This is a genomic window from Sphingomonas sp. R647 (assembly GCF_020177055.1).
GTDB lineage: Bacteria > Pseudomonadota > Alphaproteobacteria > Sphingomonadales > Sphingomonadaceae > Sphingomonas.
Genome location: NZ_JAIQXT010000009.1, coordinates 1 through 21,623, shown reverse-complemented (window position 1 = coordinate 21,623; position 21,623 = coordinate 1). Strand labels below are relative to the sequence as shown.

General features: G+C 66.7%; 20 protein-coding genes and 1 pseudogene. 13 read left to right on the top strand and 8 right to left on the bottom strand.

The window, feature by feature from the left end; all coding sequences use genetic code 11:
- Nucleotides 1–26 precede the first annotated feature (26 nt).
- The 4 genes from odhB (at nt 27) to K9B35_RS18810 (ending at nt 6,316) form a co-directional block, all read left to right on the top strand.
- The gene (odhB, locus tag K9B35_RS18825) at nt 27–1,265 is read left to right on the top strand and encodes a 2-oxoglutarate dehydrogenase complex dihydrolipoyllysine-residue succinyltransferase (RefSeq protein ID WP_224923543.1); all 1,239 of its coding nucleotides are present in this window, start codon (nt 27–29) and stop codon (nt 1,263–1,265) included.
- Nucleotides 1,266–1,476: 211 nt separating this feature from the next.
- Nucleotides 1,477–2,886 carry a dihydrolipoyl dehydrogenase gene (gene lpdA, locus K9B35_RS18820; RefSeq protein WP_224923542.1) on the top strand — a complete coding sequence of 470 codons (1,410 nt, stop codon included), beginning with the start codon at nt 1,477–1,479 and terminating at the stop codon, nt 2,884–2,886.
- 114 nt (nt 2,887–3,000) lie between these two features.
- Nucleotides 3,001–4,908, top strand: coding sequence for a diguanylate cyclase domain-containing protein (locus tag K9B35_RS18815; protein WP_224923541.1), 1,908 nt, complete (start codon nt 3,001–3,003; stop codon nt 4,906–4,908).
- A 70-nt stretch (nt 4,909–4,978) separates the two neighbouring features.
- Nucleotides 4,979–6,316: a serine hydrolase gene (locus K9B35_RS18810; RefSeq protein WP_224923540.1), complete on the top strand. Its 1,338-nt coding sequence runs from the start codon at nt 4,979–4,981 to the stop codon at nt 6,314–6,316.
- 50 nt (nt 6,317–6,366) lie between these two features.
- Here the strand turns inward: K9B35_RS18810 and mgrA are convergent, their stop codons facing one another.
- Together mgrA and K9B35_RS18800 are read right to left on the bottom strand one after the other, a co-directional pair.
- Nucleotides 6,367–7,374, bottom strand: coding sequence for an L-glyceraldehyde 3-phosphate reductase (gene mgrA / locus K9B35_RS18805; RefSeq protein WP_224923539.1), 1,008 nt, complete (start codon nt 7,372–7,374; stop codon nt 6,367–6,369).
- Nucleotides 7,371–8,018 (bottom strand): YoaK family protein, encoded by a 648-nt coding sequence (locus K9B35_RS18800; protein WP_224923538.1) that lies wholly within the window; start codon nt 8,016–8,018, stop codon nt 7,371–7,373. Before K9B35_RS18800 ends, mgrA begins: the two co-directional genes overlap by 4 nt.
- Before the next feature lie 91 nt (nt 8,019–8,109).
- On the opposite strand from K9B35_RS18800, the gene K9B35_RS18795 reads away from it, so the two are divergent.
- Genes K9B35_RS18795 through K9B35_RS18785 form a run of 3 tightly spaced genes read left to right on the top strand, consistent with a single transcriptional unit; the run spans nt 8,110 to nt 9,674 of the window.
- Nucleotides 8,110–8,670 carry an RNA polymerase sigma factor gene (locus K9B35_RS18795; RefSeq protein WP_224923537.1) on the top strand — a complete coding sequence of 187 codons (561 nt, stop codon included), beginning with the start codon at nt 8,110–8,112 and terminating at the stop codon, nt 8,668–8,670.
- Nucleotides 8,663–9,013, top strand: a complete 351-nt coding sequence (locus tag K9B35_RS18790) for a DUF6768 family protein (RefSeq protein ID WP_224923536.1) — start codon at nt 8,663–8,665, stop codon at nt 9,011–9,013. Before K9B35_RS18795 ends, K9B35_RS18790 begins: the two co-directional genes overlap by 8 nt.
- 31 nt (nt 9,014–9,044) lie before the next feature.
- Nucleotides 9,045–9,674, top strand: coding sequence for a trimeric intracellular cation channel family protein (locus K9B35_RS18785; protein ID WP_224923535.1), 630 nt, complete (start codon nt 9,045–9,047; stop codon nt 9,672–9,674).
- Between the two features lies 1 nt (nt 9,675).
- On the opposite strand, the gene K9B35_RS18780 is transcribed toward K9B35_RS18785, so the two are convergent.
- From K9B35_RS18780 to sppA, 3 genes are all read right to left on the bottom strand, one after another.
- Entirely contained in the window at nt 9,676–10,062 is a 387-nt protein-coding gene (locus tag K9B35_RS18780) for a hypothetical protein (RefSeq protein WP_224923534.1), read from the bottom strand.
- A gap of 64 nt (nt 10,063–10,126) precedes the next feature.
- A complete protein-coding gene (locus K9B35_RS18775; protein WP_224923533.1) occupies nt 10,127–10,690 on the bottom strand; it encodes a GNAT family N-acetyltransferase in 564 nt (187 codons plus the stop codon).
- Between the two features lie 13 nt (nt 10,691–10,703).
- Nucleotides 10,704–12,602 carry a signal peptide peptidase SppA gene (gene sppA, locus K9B35_RS18770; protein WP_224923532.1) on the bottom strand — a complete coding sequence of 633 codons (1,899 nt, stop codon included), beginning with the start codon at nt 12,600–12,602 and terminating at the stop codon, nt 10,704–10,706.
- A gap of 248 nt (nt 12,603–12,850) precedes the next feature.
- Here sppA and groES point away from each other — a divergent pair, with 248 nt between their 5' ends.
- Nucleotides 12,851–13,138 (top strand): co-chaperone GroES, encoded by a 288-nt coding sequence (gene groES / locus K9B35_RS18765; RefSeq protein ID WP_066660780.1) that lies wholly within the window; start codon nt 12,851–12,853, stop codon nt 13,136–13,138.
- Nucleotides 13,139–13,201: 63 nt separating this feature from the next.
- Nucleotides 13,202–14,845 (top strand): chaperonin GroEL, encoded by a 1,644-nt coding sequence (groL, locus tag K9B35_RS18760; protein ID WP_224923531.1) that lies wholly within the window; start codon nt 13,202–13,204, stop codon nt 14,843–14,845.
- A gap of 201 nt (nt 14,846–15,046) precedes the next feature.
- On the opposite strand, the gene K9B35_RS18755 is transcribed toward groL, so the two are convergent.
- Nucleotides 15,047–15,409, bottom strand: a complete 363-nt coding sequence (locus K9B35_RS18755; protein ID WP_224923530.1) for a hypothetical protein — start codon at nt 15,407–15,409, stop codon at nt 15,047–15,049.
- A 13-nt stretch (nt 15,410–15,422) separates the two neighbouring features.
- Nucleotides 15,423–16,052, bottom strand: coding sequence for a hypothetical protein (locus tag K9B35_RS18750; RefSeq protein ID WP_224923529.1), 630 nt, complete (start codon nt 16,050–16,052; stop codon nt 15,423–15,425).
- A 562-nt stretch (nt 16,053–16,614) separates the two neighbouring features.
- On the opposite strand from K9B35_RS18750, the gene K9B35_RS18745 reads away from it, so the two are divergent.
- Genes K9B35_RS18745 through K9B35_RS18730 form a run of 4 tightly spaced genes read left to right on the top strand, consistent with a single transcriptional unit; the run spans nt 16,615 to nt 21,372 of the window.
- A complete protein-coding gene (locus K9B35_RS18745) occupies nt 16,615–17,820 on the top strand; it encodes a GNAT family N-acetyltransferase (protein WP_224923528.1) in 1,206 nt (401 codons plus the stop codon).
- Complete coding sequence (locus K9B35_RS18740) at nt 17,817–18,674, top strand: cupin-like domain-containing protein (protein ID WP_224923527.1); 858 nt, start codon at nt 17,817–17,819, stop codon at nt 18,672–18,674. The genes K9B35_RS18745 and K9B35_RS18740 overlap by 4 nt, the downstream gene beginning before the upstream one ends.
- Nucleotides 18,671–19,729, top strand: a complete 1,059-nt coding sequence (locus K9B35_RS18735; RefSeq protein ID WP_224923526.1) for a GNAT family N-acetyltransferase — start codon at nt 18,671–18,673, stop codon at nt 19,727–19,729. Before K9B35_RS18740 ends, K9B35_RS18735 begins: the two co-directional genes overlap by 4 nt.
- Before the next feature lie 38 nt (nt 19,730–19,767).
- Nucleotides 19,768–21,372, top strand: a complete 1,605-nt coding sequence (locus K9B35_RS18730; protein WP_224923525.1) for a DUF6311 domain-containing protein — start codon at nt 19,768–19,770, stop codon at nt 21,370–21,372.
- Here the strand turns inward: K9B35_RS18730 and K9B35_RS18725 are convergent.
- Nucleotides 21,369–21,623: pseudogene (locus K9B35_RS18725) on the bottom strand (mannose-1-phosphate guanyltransferase); the annotation flags it as partial. The gene K9B35_RS18730 and the pseudogene K9B35_RS18725 sit on opposite strands and share 4 nt — an antisense overlap.

Here is a 21,623-nt window from a genome sequence, read left to right as displayed (position 1 = left end):
GAATTCCCCAGGAAGGACACAGCGAGATGGCCACCGAAATCCTCGTCCCCGTGCTGGGCGAATCGATCACTGAAGCGACACTGGGCGAATGGCTCAAGCAGCCGGGCGAGGCGGTTTCCGCCGACGAACCGATCGCCAGCCTTGAGACCGACAAGGTCTCGGTCGAAGTCCCCGCGCCCGTCGCAGGCGTGATGGGCGCACACGCGGTCGCCGTCGGCGATACCGTCAATGTCGGCGCGCTGATCGGCACGATCGAGGCTGGCGATGGCGCCGCCGCCGCCCCTGCCCCCGCCGCCAAGGCCGAAGCGCCCGCTGCTGCCGCGCAGCAGGCTCCTGCCGCCCCCGCCGCCGAGCCCGCTGGCGAAGCCGCAGCCGCGTTGTCGCCTGCCGTGCGCCGCGCGGTGCTGGAGCATGGCGTCGATCCCGCGACGATCACCGGCACCGGCCGCGATGGCCGCATCACCAAGGAAGATGTGGTCGCCGCCGCGTCGTCCAAGCCAGCAACCGCGCCCGCTGCGGCTCCTGCACCGGCTCCGACCACTGCCCCGGCCGCATCGACCGGCGGCCGCAAGGAAGAGCGCGTGCGGATGACCCGCCTGCGTCAGACCGTCGCCCGCCGCCTCAAGGACGCGCAGAACACCGCCGCGCTGCTGACCACCTTCAACGACGTCGACATGACCGCCGTCATCGAAGCGCGCACCAAGTACAAGGACCTGTTCGAAAAGAAGCACGGCGTCCGCCTCGGCTTCATGGGCTTCTTCGTGAAGGCCGCGTGCATGGCGCTTAAGGACATCCCCGCCGTCAACGGCCAGATCGACGGCGATGAGATCGTCTATCACGACTATGCCGACATCTCGGTCGCGGTCAGCGCACCGCAGGGCCTGGTCGTCCCCGTCATCCGCGACGCCGACCAGATGAGCGTCGCGCAGGTCGAAAAGACCATCGGCGACTTCGGCAAGCGCGCCAAGGACGGCACGCTCAAGATGGAAGAGATGAAGGGCGGCACCTTCACCATCTCCAACGGCGGCGTGTTCGGATCGCTGATGTCGACCCCGATCATCAACCCGCCGCAGAGCGCCGTGCTCGGCCTCCACCGCATCGAGGACCGCCCGGTCGTCCGCGACGGCCAGATCGTCATCCGCCCGATGATGTATCTCGCGCTGTCGTATGACCACCGCCTGATCGACGGGCGTGAGGCCGTGACGTTCCTCGCCGCGCTCAAGAACGCGATCGAAGACCCGACCCGCCTGCTGATCGACCTGTAAGTTGGTGAGATACTAAGCCGTGCGGCGCGTTCTGTACGTGGCCATCACTGTCGCGACCCTGTTGGTTGGGTTGGCCGGTGGATGGCTGCTACAGAAGGAGAATCTCATCGACGCTTGCCTTGATGCTGGCGGCCGATGGGAGCGCAGCGGCTCATATTGCTCCGGTGCATGAGGCCGGACAAACGCCGAGACACGGCGAACGGAGTAGAAAATGGCTGAATACGACTTCGACGTCCTCGTGATCGGTGCCGGGCCCGGCGGTTATGTCGCGGCAATCCGCGCGGCACAGCTGGGCCTGAAAGTGGCCTGCGCCGAGGGGCGTGAGACGCTGGGCGGCACCTGCCTCAATGTCGGGTGCATCCCGTCCAAGGCGCTGCTGCACGCGTCCGAGCTGTACAACGAAGCCGCCAGCGGCGCGCTCGCCAAGCTCGGCGTCAAGCTCGGCAGCGTCGAGCTCGATCTCGACGCGATGCACGCGCAGCGGCTCGACGCGGTCAAGGGCCTGACCGGCGGCATCGAATATCTGTTCAAGAAGAACAAGGTCGAATGGCTCAAGGGCTATGCGTCCTTCACCGGCAAGGACTCAGTCCAGGTCGGCGACCGCACCGTCCGCGCGAAGAACATCGTCATCGCCACCGGCTCCAGCGTCACCCCGCTGCCCGGCGTCGAGGTCGACCAGAAGATCGTCATCGACTCGACCGGCGCGCTCGAACTGCCCAAGGTGCCCGAGCATCTCGTCGTCATCGGCGGTGGCGTGATCGGCCTGGAGCTGGGCAGCGTGTGGCGCCGCGTCGGCGCAAAGGTGACCGTGGTCGAATATCTCGACCAGATCCTCCCCGGCTTTGACGGCGACGTGCGCAAGGAAGCGCAGAAGCTGTTCAAGAAGCAGGGCATCGAGTTCAAGACCGGGACCAAGGTCACTGGCGTCGCCGTCAATGGCGACAAGGCCACCATCACCATCGAACCCGCCAAGGGTGGCGCGGCGGAAACGATCGAGGCGGACAATGTCCTCGTCGCGATCGGCCGCCGCCCGAACACGAGCGGCCTCAACCTCGAAGCCGCCGGCCTGACCGTCAACGCGCGCGGCCAGATCGAGATCGGCCACGAGTTCGAGACCGCAGTCGACGGCATCTGGGCGATCGGCGACGTCGTCCCCGGCCCGATGCTCGCGCACAAGGCCGAGGATGAGGGGATCGCGGTCGCGGAGAATATCGCTGGCCTGACCGGCATCGTGAATCACGACCTGATCCCGTCGGTCGTCTACACCATGCCCGAAATCGCCGGCATCGGCCTGACCGAAGAAGCGGCCAAGGAAAAGGCCAAAGAATCGGGCGGTGACATCAAGGTCGGCAAGTTCCCGATGGCCGGCAACAGCCGCGCCAAGACCAACCACGAGCCCGACGGTTTCGTGAAGGTCATCGCCGACGCCAAGACCGATCGCGTGCTCGGCGTGTGGATCATCACCAGCCTTGCCGGCACGATGATCGCCCAAGCGACGCAGGCGATGGAATTCGGCGCGACCAGCGAGGACATCGCCTACACCTGCCATGCCCATCCCACGCACAGCGAGGCGATCAAGGAAGCGGCGATGGCGGTGACCGGCAAGCCGATCCACGTCTGAGACCATCATTTCGACGATGATGCGGGGTGCAGCGCGCCCCGCATTAGCTGCGGCTTAACCCGTCTCCCTTAGCACGGGACGATGCGCGCACGCTTTCCTGCACTCCTTCGGGATATGTCGATTGCGACGCGGACGGCGATCACGCTGTCCGCCCTGATCGGGCTGATCTTCATCATATCGGGCGTCGTATCCTACGACGACAGCAGCCGCCGGTCGCGTGAAAGCGGGCTGGCGACGCTCGATCATTATGCGCGCCAGCTCGCGCAGCAACAGGAAGCGAGGTTCGCCCGCATCCGATCGACCCATGCCCGGGCGAGCGAATTGCTGCGGGCCGAGCTTGCCGGAAACCCCGCGCTCGACAATGCGGCGGTGTTCGACACGCTGTTTCCAGCCGATCCGCGCGGTGGCCGACGCAGTGCCGATGCGTTGTTCAGCGGCGGAAACACGGTGTTTGGCTATGTTCGCGGAGTCGGCGCCTTCATCCCGCGCGAGCCCGATCCAGCAGCGCGGCGTCGGCTGCTCGCCGCGACCGGCGTCGTAAGCCAATTGGGCGAAGGCGTCCGGCCGGAGCTGGAAAGCCTGTACTACTTCACCCCCGACAATGCGCTGGTGATGTTTGCCGCCGATCGTGCCGATCAGCTGCGCTTCTACCGCAAGGACGCGCCGAGCACGCTGGATTTCCAGCGCCAGGAATTTGCGACGGTCACGACCCGTGCGGCCAATCCCGCGCGCGCGATGCGCTGCACCGCGCTGCGTCACATCATGTATGACCGCACCGGCGGCACCTGGACCACCGGCTGCATGACCCCGATCGACCTTGGCGGGCGGCATGTCGGCAGCTGGGGCACCAGCGTGCTGCTCGACAGCCTGATCCCGGCGAACGAATTTGATGATGTGCCCGGCACCGGCGTCATCCTGATCTCGCGTGAGGGGCGGCTGATCCACCATCCCGACTATACCCATCAGAAGAAATCCGGCCCCGAATCGATGCTCGACCTTACCGCCACGCGCGACCCGCAGCTGGCGGCGCTGTGGTCGTTTGTGCAGCAGCATCGCGACGGCAACTTCCTCGGGGAATCCGAGGCACTGGGCAGCTTTGTCGCGATGCGCCGGATCGAAACGCCGGGCTGGTACGCGCTGGTCGTTCAGGACGCCGCGGTAATGCAGGCGGAATCGAACCGCCTGATCCTGCGCATCGCGCTGACCGCCGCGATTTGCCTCATCCTTCAGGCGCTGGCCATCGCCCTGTTGCTCCGCCGCCGGGTGGGCGCACCGCTCGCCCGCCTGATCGAGCGCACCCGAGCACTCACCAACCGCGTTCCCAGCGCGCGTTTCGTCGATGTCGACCGCGTCGCGACCCGCGACGAAGTGGCCCAGCTGACGCATGATTTCGACATCATGGCCGAACGGCTGGGATCGGCGCAGAGCGAACTCGAACGCAAGGTCTCCGATCGGACCAAGGCGCTACGGCGCGCCAACCTCGAGCTCAAGCTGATCGCGACGCGCGACCCGCTGACTGGCATCCCCAGCCGCCGCCATCTGGCGAGCGAGATCGATGCCCGGCTCGCGGTGCTGGGCGGAGAGGGCCATTATCTGCTCGCCTTCGACGTCGATCACCTGAAGCGGATCAATGAGGTCCATGGCGAGGAAACCGGCGACCGCGCGCTGATCAACATCGCCAACGGCATCGCCGCATTGCTGCGCGAAGGCGATCTTTGCGGGCGGATCGGCGGCGCAGAGTTTGCCGCATTCGTCCGCGCGGACAGTCAGGCCGAGGCGATGAACGTCGCCGAGCGCGTCCGCACCGGCCTCTACGGCCTCGAAACCCCGGGCCGCTATGGCGAGATGATCCGGGTCACGGTCAGCGCTGGTGTCACAGGCGCATCAATCGGTGACCGCTTCGACTCGCTGCTGCTCCGCGCCGACGCGGCACTGGAGCAGGCCAAGCGCGGCGGCCGTGACCGCGCCGTCTGGCACCGCCCCGCCGGGCGGCGGCAGAACCCGACAATGCACTCCGCCTGATCGCCCGGGCCCGCTTGCCTTCCCCCACCCAACCGTTATAGTCAGGCAACACACAGGGGGAGACAATTTCATGCGCCGCTACGCCGCTATCGCACTTGCCGCGATCGCTCTTACGCCCCTCCCCGCGCTGGCGCAGGACCCCGCGCGCATGGACGCCGTGGTCCGCGACGATGCCGACAAGGGCGCGTTCATGGGCGCGGTTCTCGTCGCGCGCGATGACGTGGTGCTGTTCGACAAGGGCTATGGATCGGCGAACCTCGAATGGAAGATCGCCAATGACGGCGACACCAAGTTCCGCCTCGGCTCGGTCACCAAGCAGTTCACCGGCGTCGCGATCCTGCTGCTGCAGGACCGCGGCAAGCTCACTCTCGACGCGCCGGTCAAGACGTACCTGACCGATGCGCCAGCGGCGTGGGACAAGGTGACTGTGCGCCATCTGCTCACCCACAGCTCGGGCATCCCCAATTTCACCGGCTTCCCGGATTATGGCGCAACCAAGACGCTGCCCGCCACCCATGCGAGCCTGATCGCGCGCTTCCGCGACAAGCCGCTCGACTTCGCGCCGGGAGAGAAATTCTCCTACTCCAACTCGGGCTATGTGCTGCTCAGCGCGATCGTCGAGAAATTGAGCGGCCAGAGCTACGCGACGTTTGTCGCGGAAAACCTCTTCAAGCCGCTCGGCATGTCCGACACCGGCTACGACACCCACGCGACGATCCTGCCGCGCCGCGCATCGGGCTATTCCCCCTCCAAGGACGGTCCGGTCAATGCCGATTATGTCAGCATGACCATCCCGCAAGGCGCTGGCGCGCTCTATTCGACTACCCGCGACCTGCTGAAATGGCAGCGCGGCCTGTACGGCGGCAAGCTGCTCAAGCCCGCCACTCTCGCCGCCTTCCGCACGCCGTACAAGGACGGTTACGCGCTCGGCATCGGCGTCCTGAGCGCGGGCGGCGTCACCACGATCGAGCATGGCGGCGGGATCGAAGGGTTCAACACCTCGCTCGCCTATGACCCCGACCGCAAGATCACCGTGGTCGTGCTCGGCAACCTCAACGGCCCCTCGCCGGGCAAATTGTCCACGTCACTGATGACACTCGCGCGCGGCGGCGCGGTAGTGCTGCCCGGCGAACGCCAGACCGCGACCGTCGCGCCCGATCAGCTCGCGCAATATGAGGGCGTGTACGAACTCGCCCCGACCTTTGCGATCACGATGCGGGTCAAGGACGACAAGCTGATGACCCAGGCGACCGGGCAGCAGGAGTTCGAGCTGTTCGCCGAAAGCAAGGACCGCTTCTTCCTCAAGGTCGTCGACGCCCAGGTCGAATTCACCCGCGACGCCAGCGGCAAGGTGACCGGCATCATCCTCCACCAGGGCGGCCGCGCGACTCCGGCCCCGAAGAAGTAGCGTCGGGACCCCCGCGGCGATCCTCCCCCTTCTGGGGGAGGACAAGGCCGCTACACCCGCTCCCCCGGCTTCGCCGCGAACCGGTCGATCGCCGCCAGTTCCTCCGTGCTGAACTCCAGCGCCTTCACCGCGTCCAGCGAATTGTCGAGCTGCTCCACTGTCCGCGCACCGATCAGTGCGGATGTCATGCGCGGGTCACGCAGCACCCAGGCGATCGCCATCTGCGCCAGGCTCTGCCCGCGCGCCGCGGCGATGTCGTTCAGCCCACGCAGCCGCGCGACCATCGCCTCATCCACCCGCTCACGCCGCAGCGAGAAGTCCTTCGCCGCGCGCCCATCCTCCGGCACGCCGTTGAGATAGCGCCCGCCCAGCAGCCCCTGCGCCAGCGGCGAAAAGGCGATGCACCCCGCTCCCGCTTCGTCCAGCGCGTCGAGCAGCCCATCCTCGATCCAGCGGCTCAGCATCGAATAATCGGGCTGGTGGATCAGCAGCGGGACGCCCTCCGCCTTCAAAATCTCAGCCGCGCGCCGCGTCGCTTCGGGCGTGTAGCTCGAAATGCCGACATAAAGCGCCTTGCCCTGCCGGTGCAGCTGCACCAGCGCGCCCATCGTCTCCTCGATCGGCGTGTCGGGGTCCATGCGGTGCGAATAGAAGATGTCGACATAGTCGAGCCCCATGCGGCGCAGCGACTGGTCAAGGCTGGCGATCAGATACTTCCGGCTCCCGCCATCGCCATAGGGGCCGGGCCACATGTCCCACCCCGCCTTGGTCGAGATGATCAGCTCGTCGCGATGCGGCTTCAGATCACTTGCCAGTACCCGCCCGAACGTCTCCTCGGCCGAGCCGTAGGGCGGCCCGTAATTGTTCGCGAGGTCGAAATGGGTGACGCCGCGATCGAACGCGCGCAACAGCATCGCGCGGCCGGTCTCATAGACATCGACCCCACCGAAATTCTGCCACAGGCCGAGCGAGATGGCAGGCAGCACAATCCCGCTGCGCCCGCACCGGCGATAGGGCATGCCACCGGCATAACGGTCGGCGGCGGGAACATAGGTCATCGGGTCGCTCCTCGGGTCAGTCCTGCCGCGACCAGCGTCAGCCCGCCTGCCGCCAGTGCGGCGATCCATAGCGCCGCATCCGCCGCCGCCAAGCCCACCTTCGCCCCCAGCACCACGCCGACCGCAAAGCCCAGCCAGAGCATCAGATGCGGCACGAACGCCCAGCGCTCGGGATCGCCCATCAGCGCACCGGCCAGCCGCTGCGCCATCCGCACCAGCGACCCGGTCATGTAGGAGACGCCGATCGCCACCTCGCCATCGCGCGCGAACACGCCATTCTCCATCCCCATCGCCGCCGCGACCAGCAGAAGCGGGAGCGGCCCCGGCAGGACCATCCACAGCGCCGCCGCCAGCGCCAGCGTGACCGTCACCGCGCTCAGCACCGCAACCTTGCGCCGCGCCGCAAAATGCCGCGCGACGATCGTCGCGACCATCACGCCTGCCACGAACGCCAGGATCAGCGCCGCCGCCAGCAACGCCGTCCCGTCCGCCAGCCCGATCCCGACACCCAGCCGCGTCGAATTGCCACTCATGAACGACACGAAATAGCCCCCCAGCCGGGTAAAGGCGATCGCATCGACAAACCCGGCGAGCGCGGCCAGCGCGACGGCGAGCGCGATGAAGCGGGGGGCATAATCCTTCATGCCCCGCATTCTCCACAGCGACACCGTCACGCCAAGCGGGAAATCGCATCGGCGATTGAACCGAACGTCATTCCGGGCGCACCTTGTCCGCATGAACGGGGAAGCACAGCAAGCCGAACGCGCCGCCGATGCCTGGCTGGTCGTTGCGGCGCAGACGGGGGACCGGCGCGCGATCGAGCGGTTGGTCGCACGCTGGCACCGCCGGCTGGTTGCGCATGGCTGGCGGCTGACCGGCGACCGCGCGCTGGCGGAGGAAGCGGTGCAGGCCGCGTGGATCGACATCATGCGCGGCATCGGCGCTTTGCGCGACGAGCGCGCCTTCCCCGCCTGGGCCTATCGCATCGTCACCCGCAAGACCGCCGCCGCGATCGGCGACCGGGTCGCGGGCCGCGCCCTTGCCACCGCATTGGAGGACGCCCCCGTCCCCGCACCGCCGACCCCGGAGGATGCCGCCGATGGCATCACCCTGCGCCGCGCCGTCGCCGCACTGCCGCCCGGCCATCGCGCCGCGGTCGCGCTGCATTATTTCGAGGGGCTGAGCATTGCCGAAACCGCGGTGGCGCTCGGCATCCCCGCCGGAACCGTCAAGACCCGCCTGATGCACGCCCGCGCCAGGCTCAGGACCCAATTGGAAGGAGAGTCCCATGCGTGACCAGGACATCGACGCCGCCATCGCGGCGGAAGAACGCGAATTGCTCCGCCAGATCGGCGAGGAACCCGGCTATCTGACCCAGGTCGGATCGCTGTTCGGCGGCAGCCTTGGCTGGACCAGCGCAGTGGTGCTCGTCGCCCAGACGCTGATCTTTTTCGCCGGAGCCTATGCCGCCTGGCGTTTCTTCGGCGCGACCGAGGTGCTCGACGCACTGCGCTGGGGCTTCCCCGCAATGACGCTGATCATCGTCGCAACGATCTTCAAGGCGGCGATGCTGCCCGTGCTGCATATCCAGCGTGTGTTGCGCGCGCTCGCCCGGCTTGGGGTCGGCTCGCCACGTTGACCGCGCGCGCACGGGGTGAGACAGCAGCGCCATGTCCCCCACCCCGCTCCCGCTCGGCACCGTGCTGCCCTGGCTCGACCTGTTCGGCATCGCCGTGTTCGCCGCAACCGGCGCGCTGGCGGCGACGGGCCGCAGCCAGACCTTCGTCACCGCCGCCTTTTTCGCGCTGGTGACGGGCGTCGGCGGCGGGACGATCCGCGATCTGCTGATCGACGCGCCGGTGTGGTGGGTCCACCATCCGTTCGTCGCGGCCCTGTGCCTCGGCGTCGCCGGGCTGATCTGGGTGACGCCGCAACGCTGGTGGCAGGGACAGGGATTCGACTGGCTCGATGCCGCCGGCCTCGCCGCCTATGCCGTGTTCGGCGCGGCCAAGGCGTTAAGCTTTGGCATCCCCCCGGTCCCGGCAATGCTGATGGGCGTGCTGACGGCCTGCGCCGGCGGCATTATCCGCGACGTGCTCGCGGGGGAGCCGTCGATTCTGATGCGCCCCGAACTCTACGTCACCGCCGCCGCGCTCGCCTCCGGGCTTCATGTCGGCCTGACGCTTCTGGGACTGCCGCTCTACGCCGCCAGTCTCATCGCCGCGAGCGCCGGGTTCGCGCTGCGTGCCGCCGCGATCCGGTGGAAACTGGCCCTCCCCGCCTATCGCGGCGGGCGGTAGTTCAAGGCTCCATCAGCCAGGCAATCGCCGCCTCGCGCGAATCGAACACGCCGATGTCCTTCCGCACCTGCTGCAAACGCCGCGCCTGCATCCGCGCGGTCGCGGTGGTGACGACGAAGGCAATCTTGCGCGCCCAGATTTCCCGCACCGCTGGATGGTCCAGCGTTTGCAGCGTCTGATCGATCGTCGCGGTCGGCATGCTCGGCACCGCGCTCAGATCATACAGCGTGACATGCTGGCCGATGTCCGGCCCGAACGTCTGAATCGCGGCGCGCAGCTCCTCGCCCGCCCAGGACGCATCTTCCGGCCCGAGCATCGCGAGCATGGTCAGGATCGCCAGCTTGCGCTCACGGTCGATCTCGACGCGATGGGTGGGCGCAACTTGCATAAGCACATTTTAGGAAAGAATGGCGGCCAAGTCATTCGCCGCCGACTAAAAATTATACGGTGGTTCAGCCCCGGACCACGCCGACCTCGCTGAACGGCTTCGGCTCGACCGGCGGGATCGCGCTGTCGTTCAGCACGCATTGCCAGATGCCGATATCGACCCAGCGGCCTTCCTTGAACCCGATCTCGCGCAACTGCCCGGCGCGGCGAAAGCCGACCTGCTCATGCGTCTTGATCGACTGGTCGTTGGGCAATGAGATTACCCCGACTGCCTGAGTGAAGCCCTGCGCGCGCAGCGTGTCGATCAACGCCTCGTACAGCAGCCGCCCGACGCCCTGCCCCTGCACCGCGCCCGCGACATAGACCGAGGTTTCGACGACATAGCGGTACGCCGCACGCTCACGGAACTTGGTGGCATAGGCGTAGCCAAGCACCCCTCGCCCCTCGCCATTGGTCGCGACGATCCACGGGAACAGCCCGTCCGATGCCTCCATCCGCCCGCGCATCGCGCGCGCGTCGGGCGGATCGAACTCGAAGCTCACCGTACCGGTCAGCACATAGGGCGCATAGATGGCGGCGATCGCTGCGGCATCGCCGGGCTCCGCCGCCCGCAACTGGATCTGGATCAAGCGATCAACTTTCTCAAAGGCCGAGCTTCGCCATCACCAGATCGATCAGCCGCGCGTCCGCCTGCGCCTGTGGCCCCGTCATCGGGCCATAAGACGCGCACTCCAGGCAGCGTGCCTGCATCGACGACGCACCCGCCAGCCGCTTCGCATCGCCCAGCGCCTGCGCCAGCACCGCGCGACGATCCCCGGCAATGCGGGCATACAGGTCGCCGCCGCTTTCGGGCGCAGCCTCTTCCTCATCGCTGTCGCCGCCCGACATCAGCCCGCCGATCAGCGCGCTGAACCAGTCGGGCTCCTTCTCAAGGAACACTGCATGGGTCTTGGCCGGATCGAGCTTGGCGCGCTTTGCCGCCTCGGCAATCGCGGCGTCGAGATTGCCGAACCGGTCGACCAGCCCCAGCTGACGCGCGGTGCCGCCGTCCCACACGCGGCCCTGACCGATCTCGTCCACCCGCGCCGGGGTCATCTTGCGCGACCCGGCGACGAGACCGATGAAGCGGCGATAGCCCTGTTCGATCCCCGACTGCAGCACCCGGTCCACTTCGGCATTGGTGCCGGCATAGACGTCGGGCTGGCCGGTCAGCGGCGTGGTCTTCACCCCGTCCGACGTCACGCCGATCTTGGCGAGCGTATTCTCAAACGTCGGCAGGATACCGAAAATGCCGATCGAGCCGGTGATCGTGTTGGGTTCGGCAAAGATCACGTCGCCCGGCGTCGCGACCCAGTAACCGCCGCTCGCCGCGAGGCTGCCCATCGAGACGACGACCGGGAGTTTCTGTTCCTTGGCGACCAGGATCGCCTGCCGGATGCGCTCGGACGCCAACGCCGATCCGCCCGGCGAATCGACGCGCACGACCAGCGCCTTCAGCTTCTTGTCGGCCAGGCCCTTCAGCAGCAGATTGGCGATCGTGTCGCCCGCCGCAACGCCCGGCCCGGCCTTGCCGTCGACGATCTCGCCCGCAACCGTGATCACGCCGATCGCATCGCCGGTCTTCTCGACCGGATTGGCCTCCAGCCAGTTGGCGAGCTTGATCGTCTTGTAGCTGCCCGCGGGCTTGTTCGCATCGACGCCGGCGATCTCCGCCACACGCTTGCCGAACGCCAGCCGGTCGCCCAGCTTGTCGACCATGCCGAGCTGCTGGTTCATCTTGGCAAAGTCGCCATTCGCAGCGGCGACCGCGTCGGCCGGATTGGTCAGCAGCGGCTCGATCCGCGCCTTGGGCCGCGCCTTCTTCACCGCTTCGCGCCACTGGCCAAAAATCGCGCCGTACAGCGCCTCATTGGCCTGCTTCGCCTCGGGCGACTGCGCGGTCAAAAGATAGGGTTCGACCGCCGACTTGAACTTGCCGACCTTATAGACGTGCGTGGTGACGCCCAGCTTGTCGATCAGGCCCTTGTAATAGAGCCGCGAACCGCCCGGACCGCTGAAGATCGTGCCACCCATCGGGTCGACCCAGATTTCGCTGGCATTGGCGGCGAGCAGATAGCTCGCGTCGCTATAGCCGGTGGCATAAGCCAGCACCGGCTTCTTCGCCTCGCGCACGCGGCGGATCGCCTCGCCCACTTCTGCGACCGCAGCGGGATAGCCGCCGCCGAACCGGTCTAGGTCGAGCACGACCACCTTGACCCGCGCATCATCCTTGGCCGCATCAAGCGCGCGGACCAGATCGCGCATGCGATGCTCGCGCGGAGCCTGCCCGCCGCCAAGGCCACCGAACGGATCGGCCTCGGCCGGCTGTTCGACGATGGTGCCGTCGATCGCCAGCAGTAGCGCGCCATCCTTGACCGCACCCGGATTGGGCCGCGCCGACAGCAATGCGAACAGCGCCCCGAAGAAGAACAGCATGAACAGCAGGACGAGCGCGTCCTTGATGCCGACGAGCAGCTTCCATGCGCCGCGTACCAGTTTCACGTCTGTATTCTCCGAAATGCCCCACGCAATTGACGCACAGGTACGGCGTGCACGCAAGCGAGTAAAGCCGCTGTGTTAACGAGGTGATACAGGCCAGCCGCTCGGGGGCGCTGCAGCTCGACCGACAAATTGGGTTAACCCGTCGCGGACCCGTTGACGCTCCCTGGTACCGCGCCCATATGACCGCTGCTGGCACTCACCGGGGGTGAGTGCCAACAATGCTATTCAACCACGTTCAGGAGAGCTCCATGAACTTTCGTCCGCTGCACGACCGCGTGCTGGTCCGCCGCGTTGAGGCCGAGGCCAAGACCGCCGGTGGCATCATCATTCCCGACACCGCCCAGGAAAAGCCGCAGGAAGGCGAAGTCGTCGCCGCCGGTTCGGGCGCCAAGAACGAAAAGGGTGAAGTCACCCCGCTCGACGTCAAGGCCGGCGACCGCATCCTGTTCGGCAAGTGGTCGGGCACCGAGGTCAAGGTGAACGGCGAAGACCTGCTGATCATGAAGGAATCGGACATTCTCGGGATCGTTGGCTAACCGCCACCACCCACGAAACCGTCAACTTCCTCAACTTCCACACTTTCTGAAAGGGTTTCCATCATGGCAGCCAAGGACGTAAAATTCAGCCGCGACGCGCGTGAGCGCATCCTGCGCGGCGTCGACATCCTCGCCGATGCAGTCAAGGTCACGCTGGGGCCGAAGGGCCGTAACGTCGTGATCGACAAGAGCTTCGGCGCACCGCGCATCACCAAGGACGGCGTCACCGTCGCCAAGGAGATCGAGCTGAAGGACAAGTTCGAGAACATGGGCGCACAGATGGTGCGCGAAGTGGCCTCGAAGACCAACGACATCGCCGGCGACGGCACCACCACCGCGACCGTTCTCGCTCAGGCGATCGTGCGTGAGGGCATGAAGTCGGTTGCGGCCGGCATGAACCCGATGGACCTCAAGCGCGGCATCGATCTCGCCGTGATCAAGGTCGTCGAGGACGTGAAGTCGCGCTCGAAGCCCGTGTCGGGTTCGGCCGAAATCGCTCAGGTCGGGATCATCTCGGCCAATGGCGACCGTGAAGTCGGCGAAAAGATTGCCGAAGCCATGGAAAAGGTCGGCAAGGAAGGCGTGATTACCGTCGAGGAAGCCAAGGGCCTCGAGTTCGAACTCGATGTCGTCGAAGGCATGCAGTTCGACCGCGGCTACCTCTCGCCCTACTTCATCACCAACCCGGAGAAGATGGCGGTCGAGCTGAACGATCCGTACATCCTGATCCATGAGAAGAAGCTGTCGAACCTGCAGGCGATGCTCCCGATCCTGGAAGCCGTCGTTCAGTCGGGCCGTCCGCTGCTGATCATCGCGGAAGACATCGAGGGTGAGGCTCTGGCCACGCTCGTCGTCAACAAGCTGCGCGGCGGCCTCAAGGTCGCAGCGGTCAAGGCACCGGGCTTCGGCGATCGTCGCAAGGCGATGCTGGAAGACATCGCCGTCCTGACCAAGGGCGAAGTGATCAGCGAAGACCTCGGCATCAAGCTCGAGTCGGTAACGCTGGGCATGCTCGGCACCGCCAAGCGCGTGACCATCGACAAGGACAACACCGTCATCGTCGACGGTGCTGGTGAAGCCGATGCGATCAAGGGCCGCACCGATGCGATCCGTCAGCAGATCGAGATCACGACCAGCGACTATGACCGCGAGAAGCTCCAGGAGCGTCTGGCGAAGCTCGCTGGCGGCGTGGCGGTGATCAAGGTCGGCGGCGCTTCGGAAGTCGAAGTCAAGGAGCGCAAGGACCGCGTCGACGACGCGCTGCACGCAACCCGCGCAGCCGTTGAAGAAGGCATCGTCCCCGGTGGCGGCACGGCGCTGCTGTACGCGACCAAGGCGCTCGACGGCCTCAAGGGCGTCAACGAAGACCAGACCCGCGGTATCGACATCGTCCGCAAGTCGCTGACGGCACTGGTTCGCCAGATCGCTACCAACGCAGGTCAGGACGGCGCGGTTGTCTCGGGCAAGCTGCTCGACCAAGACGACACCTCGTTCGGCTTCAATGCTTCGACCGACGTCTATGAGAACCTCGTCGCTGCCGGCGTGATCGACCCGACCAAGGTCGTTCGCACCGCGCTGCAGAACGCGGCTTCGGTCGCCGGCCTGCTGATCACCACCGAAGCGGCGATCAGCGAAATGCCGGAAGACAAGCCCGCCATGCCCATGGGCGGCGGCGGCATGGGCGGCATGGGCGGCATGGATTTCTGACCTAGAGGTGCCTGAGTTAGCCACGCTAACTCAGGACTCCTCAGGTCCGGACGGCGGGTCGGCATCGCCGAACCCGTCCGACGAGTCCCCGGCTTTGCCGGGGACCGGATCCGAACCACCCGGCCACCAAACCGGACCAAAAAAAGGGCCGGGGAGTCACCTCCCCGGCCCTTTTTCCATACGCCACGCTTACACCTACACTCACCGCATCCCGATCAACCGGAATGCGGCAATCGCCTGATCCATCGCCTCGCGCTCGCCCGGGATCTCGTCGGCACGCGGCGTCTGGCTGACCATGATGCTCCCGACGCTTTCACGCGGCAGCTTGGCCCGTTTGTCGCGCGGCATGTTCGCCGCAACCGGCAGCCGCCGCCCGAAATCGCTGGGCAGCGCGTGGCGGTGATAGCCGCTGCGCCACACCACCCGGTACTTGGCCGGCACCGTCCGCCACGGCCCGTCGGCGCGCATCATGTCGCGACCGCACCGGGTGCAGCGGGTGAAAAAATACCCCTCGTTCCAGATCTCGTCGCCCGGCTGATGGCCGGTCAGGTGACAACGCCCCATGTCCCGCCCCCGCTCACTGGAGCTTGGTCGCCGAGTGGACCAACGCGACGAGGTGCGGATCGTCCGACTTCATCGCATCCTCGATCGACCAGATCTCGAACGTCTCGCCGGTCCCGACAAACAGCGCCGCATTGGCGATGCCCGCGACCGCGCGCGCCCAGCTGGGCAGCTTCACGAACTCGTTGGGGCGCCAGAATTCCTCGCAAAATCCGAACAGGCGGCGCGACGGCGCCGGTGGCGGCGGAATGTCACGGCGCGGCGCAGCATCGGCACCCTGCGAAGCGTGGTTGTCACAGCGCATGGTCAGTTGCTGCCACCACTGCACGCTCGATCCGACCAGGCAGTTCTGCGCGCCGTGCAGACCCAGGAAAATGCTCGGCCCTTCGCTGTTCACGTTGCGGCGGACGAAGGACGGCAGCCGCACCAACCCGTTTGTCTTGACCGGCACGATGCAATGTCCGGCATAGGGGACAAACCCGCCGACCGGCCGCGCCCGCGACGGGCGCGCCGACGGGGCGGGTGCAAACCGCCCATCGCTGGGCGCAAACAGGCTGCGGGCACTTGCGCCGCCTGTGGTGGGCCAGGGTGCCGCACGCCCCCCGACTGAGGCCGTCTGGACGCTTTCCGAAGCTACGCTACGCATGACCATTCTCCGAACCCGACTCGCCGTCTCAACAAGCACCTTTTCTCTCGATTCGTGGTTAATCAGCGATATCGGGATTCTACGATCCGAGAATCTACAACTCGCAAAACCACAGCCCTATTCGCACGATGCTATGTATTGATAATCGGATACTCAGCCATTTTACGATAATCTCGCGTTCCAGGCCACGATTTACTACAGATTATTATTTCCGGTTTCTTTTCGATTACATCTTAAATGCGAAACCGCTGCACATCTTCAAGCTTAGCAACACGGCGCGCGTATTCGCGAATCAATCTCAACTTGTGCCGGAGCATGTGTGACGATTGCCGTGATTCCGCGAGTCGCGGGGCATCGACCCCGGAAAACTACGGGTCACCGGCACGGAATCCCCGTGTGGTAGCGATATCGAAAACACAAAGTAATCAACGCGGCTCAATGACACCGCTCCCCCGACCGCACCGCATCATTGTTCAATCTGGGCAAGACCTGCGCAGGCTTGGGGAAATTTAACGCTTCGCGGCTAGGCCAAGCGCGTGATCCAGACTCATCAGGAGCAGCGATGAACGCGGTGACGGCCATCGACACGAGCGGCGCACATGCCCTTGCGCCCGATGCGCTGCGCCTTGCGGCGACCGGGACGCAGGTCGAGGTCGAAGCGCTAACCGCGCCCGACGCCGCGCTGGCGCGCGAGTGGGACGCACTCGCCGCCGACGCCGCCGAACCCGATGTCTTTGCCGAACGCTGGTTCGCCGAGGCGAGTCGCCATCTCGCGCCGCCCGGCGTGTGTCAGCTAGCCGTCCGCCGCGATGGCCGCCTGATCGGCCTGATGCCGATCGTCCGTGCCGCCCGCTACGGCCGTATCCCGCTGCGCCACAGCGAGAATTGGGCACATTACCATCGCTTTCTCGGCGCGCCGCTGCTCCGTCGTGGGCATGAGGTCACGGCGTGGACCGCAATCCTGACCGCACTCGACGCCGATCGCGACGCTGGGGCGCTGCTCCATGTCAGCGGGCTGGTCGAGCATGGCCCGGTGCATCGCGCGCTGGTCGAGGCGGCACACGCGCTCGGTCGCCCGTGCGATACCGTCCACCGAATCGAGCGGGCGATGCTGGCGACCACCCTGGCGCCCGACGATTATTACGCCGCCACCGTGCGCAAGAAGAAGCGCAAGGAACTCGGCCGCCTGCGCACGCGCCTGCTTGAGCAGGGTGTCGTCGAGACCCGCCGCCTCACCACGGAAGATTCCGTCGAGGACTGGATCGACGCCTTCCTCGCGCTCGAACGCGCTGGGTGGAAGGGCGCGGCGGGCTCCGCACTCGCCTGCACCCCGCAAACCGCCGCCTTCTTCCGCGACGTCGTCCTAAGCGCGCACGCGGTCGGCAAGCTCGACATCATCCGCGTCGACCTCGACGGCGTCGCGGTAGCGATGCTGGTCAATCTGCTCGCCCAGCCCGGCGCCTTCTCGTTCAAGACCGCATTCGATGAACGGTTGTCGCGCTTTTCGCCGGGCGTGCTGCTGCAGATCGACAATCTCCAGCTGCTCGCGCGCGGCGATATCGGCTGGATGGACAGTTGCGCGGTCGAGAATCACCCGATGATCAACAGCCTGTGGGGCGAACGCCGCGCGATTATACGCGTCTCGGTCCCGCTCGCCGGAACGCTGCGCCGCACGCAGTTCGCGGCAGCCCGCGCCCTCGAACGCGCCGCCGCCGCGATCCGCGCGCGGCGCACCCGCCCCGCCCCGATTGTGGAGAGCGACGCATGACCCAGATCTTCACCGCCGACGCGCGCACCGCGTTTTCCGCGCTCTACCCTGAGCGCCCCGGCGTGTTTGGCCACCAGCTGTGCGGCCACACGCTGTTCGAACTCGACGCACTGGTCGCGCTATCGCAGCGCATCCGCCCAGTCGATGTCGAACAGAATCTCGCCAACATCCCGGTCGGGATCGACCCGGGCGAGATCCGCCACAATGGCCTGTCAGTCGAAGACTCGATCCGCTCGATCGAGGAAAACGGGTCGTGGATGGTGCTCAAATTCGTCGATCAGGACCCGCTCTACCGCGCCCTGCTCGACACCGTGCTGGATGAGATCGAGCCGCTGGTCGCGCGCAGTACCGGCGCGATGCTCAAGCGGGAGGCGTTCATCTTCGTCTCCTCGCCGGGTGCGGTCACGCCCTTCCATATCGACCCCGAACACAACATCCTGATGCAGCTGCGCGGCGAGAAGGTGATGACCGTCTTCCCCGCCGCCGATCCCGAACTGGTCCCCGGCGCATTGCAGGAGGCGTTCCACGATGGCAGCCACCGCAACCTGCCCTTCCACGACCATTTCGCAGCCAAGGGCACGCCGCTGCGTCTGACGCCCGGTGACGCGCTCTATGTCCCGGTCAAGGCGCCGCACTGGGTGCAGAATGGCGATGCGATGTCGATCTCGCTGTCGGTCACCTGGCGCTCGGAATGGAGCTATCGCGAGGCGGACGCGCATGCGCTCAACCGGCTGCTGCGCAAGGCTGGGCTCGACCCCGCCATGCCGGCGCGCTTCCCCAGCCAGAACCACCTCAAGTCATTCGCCTGGCGCGGGATCCAAAAGGCGCGGCGCATGACCGGCCACGCCGAATGACCGCGCATTTCCCGCTGATCCAGGCTGCGGCAACGCCCGGCGCGCGGATGATCGAGTCGATCGACTCGCTCGCCCGCGACGCGGCGGGCATGCTCGACCGCCCGTTTCAGCGCGGACAATATGACCGGATCGACTGGCTCGCGCTGACCGCCCGCCATTTGTGGCCCGACGCGCCGGTCGCGATTGCATCGGCGCGGGTCGGGCCGCACGCGCTGTGGTTGCCGTTGCGCGATGGGGGCGCGGGCCGGGCGCGCAGCTTTGCCAGCTGGTACACGCTCGCCTTCGCGCCGATCGCGACGCCGGGTTGTCCAGCCGACGTGCGCGCGACTTTGCTCGCCGCCATCGCGGGACAGGTCGGCAGGCGCTTCGGCGCGCTGGCGCTGTGGCCGCTGGAGCCCGAAGTCTCCGCCGAGTTACAGGCTGCATTTCGCGCAAAGGGCTGGATCGCGATCGAGCGGGTCGAGGCGGCGCATTGGGTCGCGCACACCGCCGGGCTCGATTTCGACGCCTATTGGGCACAGCGCGGGTCAAAACTGCGCAACACCGTGCGCCGCCGCGCCAAGAGCAGTCCGGTCGAAACGCAGATCTTCGACCGCTTCGATGCCGACGCCTGGTCGGCATACGAAGCGGTCTATGCCGGCAGCTGGAAGCCGAACGAGGGCTCGCCCGCTTTTGTCCGCGCCTTTGCCGAGCAGGAGGGCGCAGCCGGCACGCTGCGGCTCGGCGTCGCACTGCGCGATGGCCGCCCGGTCGCCGCGCAATTCTGGACCGTTGAGAACCGAGTCGCGACGATCCACAAGCTCGCGCACCTCGAAAGCGAACGCGCCAACTCGCCGGGGACATTGCTGTCCTATGCGATGTTCCGCCATGTCCTCGACCAGGATCGCCCCAACCTGATCGACTATGGCAATGGTGATGAGGGCTATAAGGCCGAGTGGATGGACGAACGCCGCGCCCGCCATCGGCTGCGGCTGTTCAACCCGTATAGCCTGAGCGGGCTGACCGCCGGGGCCGCGACCGCCGCACAGGCGCTGCTGCGTCGCGTCGCCCGCTGACACTGGCCCGGCGGACCCGCGCGACCTATAGCCTGCCCATGCGCGCCGCCGATCACCGCCTGCCCCTGATCCTGTTGCCGCTCGCGCTGTTCGGCATCTTCTTCCACTGGCAGATCCTCGACATCGGCAATGTCGGCTGGCTGCTGCGCGGCACCGACAATGGCGAGAATGCACTGGGCCTGCACGCCTGGTTGCACGATCCCGCCCCCGGTTTCCTGCGCACCACCCTGCTCGGCGCGCCGGAGGGGACGCCGTTGCTGTTCACCGACAGCAACCCCCTGCTCTCCGCGATCGGCTTCCTGCTGCAATGGGCGCTGCCCGCCGATGCGCAGCTGATCGGCTGGTGGCTGCTCGCCTGCCTGTTCCTGCAAGTCTTGTTCGCATGGCTGCTGCTGCGCCGCTACGCGCCCGGCCCGGTCGCCTTGTGGTGCGGAGTGCTGCTGCTCGCCGCGCTGCCGACCCTGTTCAACCGCGTCGTCCATGTGAACCTGATGGCGCACTGGCTGATCCTGTGGGCGCTGTGGCGGTTCGACGATCCGCAGCGCTCGGCCTCCAACCGCGGCTGGGCAGTGCTGATCGCGCTCACGACATTGGTGCACAGCTATTTGCTGGTGATGGTCGGCGCGATCTGGGCCAGCGCGATGCTGGAGCGGCTGGGCAAGGACCGCAGCGCCCTGCCGCGCCTGCTTGCCGAAGGCGCGGCGATGGTGGCGATGGTCCTCACCATCGCCTGGAGCCTCGGCGTGTTTGGCGACTTCCAGTCCTCGGGCAATTACGGCGCCTTCGCCATGTCGCTCGACGCGTTGTGGAACCCCGGGGTCGACACCTATTCGACCTTCTTGCCCGCAATCGAGCAACGTCCGGGCCGCGCGTTCGAGGGGTTTCAATATCTCGGCCTCGGCCTGCTCCTGCTGCTGCCCGCCGCCGCGATCCTTGCCCGCCGCCTGCCGCGCCCTACCCCTGACGCGCCCGACAGCCTGTCGCGCTATCGCTGGCTGGTCCCGGCTTTGGTCGTCCTCACCCTGCTCGCGGTCAGCACTTATCCCGACATCGCCGGGTACATGCTCCCGCGCCTGCACCTGCCGACCGATCTCGCCAATGCGCTCGATGCCGTGCGCGCATCAGGGCGGCTGTTCTGGCCGGTCGCCTATGTGATGGTGTTCGTCGCGCTGCGCATCCTCTACCGTCTGCCTGCGCGCGCCGCCCGGCTCGCGCTGATCGCTGCGGTCGTCGTTCAGGCCGCCGACTTGGTGCCGATGTCCGTCGCGATCCGCGCGCAATCCGTCGAAGCACGCCACGCCCCACTTTACGTCCGCACGACCTCGCCCGAATGGGACCAACTGATCGCGCAGGCCGACGACATCGCCTTCGTCCCCGGAGATGTCACCATGGGGCTCGGCCATTTTCAGGAGATCGCCTGGCGCGCCGCCAAGGCCGGGGTGCCGGTGCGCAGCGTCTATGTCGCCCGTATCTCGCACAGCAGCGCCACGCGGCAGGAGGCCGAAACCAACCGCTTCCGTGCCGGCGAGGTCGTTCCGGGCCGCCTCTACATTCTGATCGGCGGCGAGCGCGTACCGTCGCCGCTGATCTTTCAGGCCCGCCCGCTCGACGGCGTCGCGATCGTCTTCGTGCCCAAGCGCTAGGCGCCGTCGTCCTTCATCGCTGCCAGCACGCGCTTGACCTCCTGGCTGCGCCCGCGCGGCAGGATCAGCACATCGTCGCCATCGACCACGACGATCAGGTCCGACACGCCGACCAGTGCCACCTTCTTGCCCGCCCCCGCACGTACCAGACAATTGGCCGTGTCGATCGCCACCACATCGCCACGGCAGGCATTGTTGTTCGCATCGCTGTCGCTGATCGCATGCAGCGCGTCCCAGCTGCCGACGTCCGA